General features: G+C 61.9%; 3 protein-coding genes and 2 pseudogenes. 3 read left to right on the forward strand and 2 right to left on the reverse strand.

What is annotated here, in order from left to right; all coding sequences use genetic code 11:
- Nucleotides 1–106: pseudogene (locus EOC93_RS35215) on the forward strand (fumarate hydrolyase); the annotation flags it as partial.
- Here the strand turns inward: EOC93_RS35215 and EOC93_RS35500 are convergent.
- Complete coding sequence (locus EOC93_RS35500) at nucleotides 79–582, reverse strand: ThiF family adenylyltransferase (RefSeq protein ID WP_127206671.1); 504 nt, start codon at nucleotides 580–582, stop codon at nucleotides 79–81. The pseudogene EOC93_RS35215 and the gene EOC93_RS35500 sit on opposite strands and share 28 nt — an antisense overlap.
- Entirely contained in the window at nucleotides 498–1,130 is a 633-nt protein-coding gene (locus tag EOC93_RS32720) for a hypothetical protein (protein WP_164759380.1), read from the reverse strand. Before EOC93_RS32720 ends, EOC93_RS35500 begins: the two co-directional genes overlap by 85 nt.
- Nucleotides 1,131–1,800: 670 nt before the next feature.
- On the opposite strand from EOC93_RS32720, the pseudogene istA reads away from it, so the two are divergent.
- Nucleotides 1,801–3,346 (forward strand): annotated as a pseudogene (gene istA / locus EOC93_RS32730) (IS21 family transposase).
- A 16-nt stretch (nucleotides 3,347–3,362) separates the two neighbouring features.
- Nucleotides 3,363–4,139, forward strand: coding sequence for an IS21-like element helper ATPase IstB (gene istB / locus EOC93_RS32735; protein WP_127206673.1), 777 nt, complete (start codon nucleotides 3,363–3,365; stop codon nucleotides 4,137–4,139).
- Nucleotides 4,140–4,254: the final 115 nt, after the last annotated feature.

Genomic DNA, 4,254 nt, shown 5'->3' on the forward strand with positions numbered 1-4,254 from the left:
TCATCCTCCAGATTATATCCGGTCTCTTTCTCACGCATACACGCGAGAACAGAGCCCGTCGGCGAAGAATGCCATAGGTCAGATTCTGCTGAACTCCCGCATGGCGACCGTCGATGACGATGTCGGCCTTCGCAAAGATCGGCGGTAGAACTGAATGGTCTCCCCCGTTCCCGTCGGCCGCCGTGCTATCCCCACGTGGTGATGGATCGCCTCGACTTCGACCCCCGTGTATTCGGATTCCACATGCTGCTTGACGGCAGTGGTCTTTCGCATTCCCCAGGCTGTCGCACCAAGCGGCCATCGGATCGAGTTTCCTGGCTCGACGATGTCATGGTCGATGACGGTGAGATGAGAACAGCCGTTGCGGGCAAGCTCGATCGCGACTGGGGCACCAATGGCTCCCATTCCGAAGATAGCAACCACTTTGTTCTTCAAAATGCATACCGATGCAACCCGGTCACCGATGTCCTTAGCCCCGGCGCGGAAGGTCGGTATGATCAAGACCGATGGTCCAGTTGCCTTCTTACCAGGTTTCGCCGTCCGGAATGATTTCGCTGGCCCGTAAAGCAGAGGGAAAGCCATGTATCTCCACTCTTATTGTGGCCGAGTTCCGTCGACTGAACGGTCACAGACATCGAAAAAGCTGGAGAACCGTCAGTGAAGGCACGCATCTTGAAGGCAATCTGATCCTTGATTTTCTTCTCTTGCCAGCCGTCTGCCGGCGGAGGGGCGAAACGGTCCACACGGCTCAAAGGGAAGGTGCGGATAGTCTCCTTGGTTCGTAGATGCGGAGGCAACGGAAACGTTCGACGCTCGAGCACAGTCTGGTCGTGCGCCCTAATCTCATCAACAACGCCTCGAAACTGGATCTTCACTCCAATCTTCAATAGCGAACACGAAGCTTTGATCGTTCCGCCAACGGCATCACCGAGGTCCCACTTGCTGTCGATCAGCATGTAGCTTCCTTCGGAATAGCCAGGGAATTCTGGGGCAATGGCGTTCCACCAGAATTCCATCGGTTCGCCCTGCGGATCCTCCACGCCCGTCCCATTCAAGGCGTTGGCAAGCTGTTTCTCAAGAAGCTTCGCCAACGTCCACTTGATGGACCAGAGCCCCGTGTCGCGGCCCAACAAGCAAAGGTGGCCGTCAGTCGGGCGAGCAGTGCCTGTGCGGAAAGGTTTCCGGTTTCCCTCGAAGGGTAACTTGCGGGCGGACGAAGGGATAGCTGTCTGGGAACACTGCGCGAAGCTCGCGGCTTTGCCCGGATGCCAGCGGCCATTCGAACTCGACACTGAGCACCCCGTTTTTCAGTTGCTCTTCGTCGATTCGCAGCGAATCTCGGGCGAAGAATGCGAGATCGCGGAGTTCAAAATCAAATCGTCCTGCGCAGGTATGCTCCCAGTGGGGAGCATACCTGCCTTCAGATCGGGATAGCCCACCCAGGATACGGGACGATCCGGTGGCTGAGGTGGATCCTTAGGACCAGACGGAACGCCGGGCCGACGACCCGGAACGCCATCTGGCCCTGGCACCCAGTCGGGCGGCCCAGCGGGGTGTGGCCCGGATTGCCGGGGCTTGGGGGGCGTGCCATGTTCATTCTCCATTTTAGCTTTGGTGGAAGATTGCGTGTTTCGGTAATTCCCGGACACGCTTTTCGCTAAATCCCGGACAGTGATTTCAGTAATTCGCGGACAGCGATTCCGCTAAATCCCGGACAGTTTTCGGAAGCGGATTTAGCGGTCGGTTCTTGGCTGCGCCGTTCTGGCAGTTTGGCCTCTCACGATGATGTTGAGAGGGGCCATGCCGAGACGGAAGCAAGCGAGACGAACGAGCGTGAGGGACATCCAAGCGATGTTGCGCCTGACCCATGAGCAGGGTCTTTCGGTGCGTGAAGTGTCGGAACGGCTGAAGATCAGCAAGACGACAGTATCAACCTATTTGCTACGGGCGCGGGAGGCCGGGCTGTCATGCTGGCCTCTGCCGCCGGGCCACGACGACGCGACACTTGAGCGGCTGCTGTTTGGCCGTGCCGGTCGTCCGCCGCAAGACCTGAGCGAACCGGACTTTGCGCTGATCGCCAGGGAGCTGAAGCGCAAGGGGGTGACGCTGACGCTGTTGTGGCAGGAGTATCGCGCCGCCCATCCCGACGGCTACGGCTACACCTGGTTCTGCGAGCACTTCGCCGCTTTCGAGCGCCGGACGAGCGCGACATTCCGCAATCGGCATGCGGCGGGCGCGGTGATGCAGACGGACTATGCCGGGCAGACGGTGCCGGTGATCGATCCGGCGACTGGCGTCATTTACCCGGCGCAGATTTTGTCGCGGTGCTGGGCGCCTCCAACCTGACCTTCGCCTTTGCCAGCTCCAGCCAGAAGCTGCCGGACTGGATCGAGGGCCAGGTGCGAGCGCTCGCCTTCTTCGGCGGGGTCACCAGAGCGATCGTGTGCGACAACCTGAAGGCCGGTGTCGTCAAGGCGCTGTGGTTCGAGCCGACGCTGAACGCGACCTTTGCCGCGATGGCCGAGCACTACGACACCACCATCCTGCCGACCCGCAGCCGCAAGCCGCGCGACAAGGCCAAGGTCGAAGGCGCGGTGCTGATTGTCGAGCGCTGGATTCTGGCGCGGCTGAGGAACCGATCCTTCTTCTCGATCGCCGAGCTCAACGCGGCGATCGCCGAACTGCTCGAGGAGCTGAACAACCGGCCGATGCGCCATATCGGCCAAAGCCGCCGCGAACTGTTCGAGGAGATCGAGCGGGCTGCCTTGAAGCCGCTGCCGGCGGCACCGTTCGAGTACGCCGAGTGGAAGTCGGCGAAGGTCCATCCTGACTACCATGTCGAGGTCGACAAGACCTTCTATTCGGTGCCGCACCGGCTGATCGGGCGCACCGTCGAGGTGCGGCTCACGCATCGAGTGGTCGAGATCTTCCACGATCACCAGCGTGTCGCCAGCCATATCCGTCGCTCGCAGCGTTCGGGCCATGTCACCGTCAACGAACACATGCCCAAGGCGCACCAGCGCTACGCCACACCACGCCGGCCAGCCTGATCAGCAGGGCGGCCAGGATCGGCCCCAACGCCGCCATCCTGGTCGAGCGCATGATGCGCGACCGGCCGCATCCGGAACAGGGATACCGCTCGGCCATGGGCATCCTGTCGCTGGCGCCGCGCTATGGGCCGGAGCGTCTCGATGCCGCCTGCGAGCGGGCGCTGCTGATCAACGCGATCGCCTACTCCTCCGTCACCGCCATCCTCAAAGCCGGCCTCGACCGGGCCAGCTCCGCAGAACCGGCAAAGCCGACACCCCAGCACGCCAACATCCGCGGCTCCACCTATTACCAGTGAAGGAAAGGAAGAAAGAATGCTGACGAACCCCACCCTCGACCAGATGCAGGCCCTCGGTCTGGCCGGCATGGCTGCCGCCTGGCGCGAACTGGCCGAACGCAACAACGCCAACGAGCTCAGCCGTGACGAGTGGCTCGGCCTGATGCTCGACCGCGAGGTCGCCATGCGGGCCGACAAGCGCGTCCGGAACCGGCTCGCCTCAGCCAGGCTGCGCTTTCCCGAAGCCTGCATCGAGGACATCGACTTTGCCGCGCCGCGCGGACTCGACCGGCGCAGTACCATGGCGCTCGCCCAGGGCGAATGGCTGAAAGCGCATGAGAACCTGATCGTCACCGGCCAGACCGGAACCGGCAAGTCGTGGCTGGCCTGCGCCTTCGGCCGGCAAGCGGCACGGCTCGATCATTCCGTGCTCTATGCGCGCGTGCCGCGCCTGTTCGAGGATTTGGCGCTCGCTCGTCTCGATGGCCGCTTCCCACGCCTCATCGACAAACTCACCCGCGCGCAACTGCTCATCCTCGATGACTTCGGAACCCACAGCCTCACCGACCAGCAGCGCTTCCATCTGTTCGAAATCGTCGAGGAACGCTATCGCCGCAAATCCACCCTGATCACCGCCCAGGTCCCGGTGGCCAGATGGCATGACCTGATCGCAGACCCCACCGTCGCCGACGCCATTCTCGACCGGATCGTGCACAACGCCCACCGCATCGTGCTCCAGGGCGACAGCATGCGAAAGCAAAAGGCCGCGCCCCTCTTGACCGGCGCCGAAAACGGCGAAATCAATCATCCATGAACGCAACAAGGCACCCAAGGACCGACGCCGCCAGACTGTCCCGACATTAGCGAAACCACTGTCCGGGAATTAGCGGAACACCTGTCCGGCTTTTGCGAAATACGCAGTGTGGAAG

Origin of the sequence: Mesorhizobium sp. M6A.T.Ce.TU.002.03.1.1 (genome assembly GCF_003997275.1) — a bacterium.
In the GTDB taxonomy this organism is placed as follows: domain Bacteria; phylum Pseudomonadota; class Alphaproteobacteria; order Rhizobiales; family Rhizobiaceae; genus Mesorhizobium; species Mesorhizobium mediterraneum.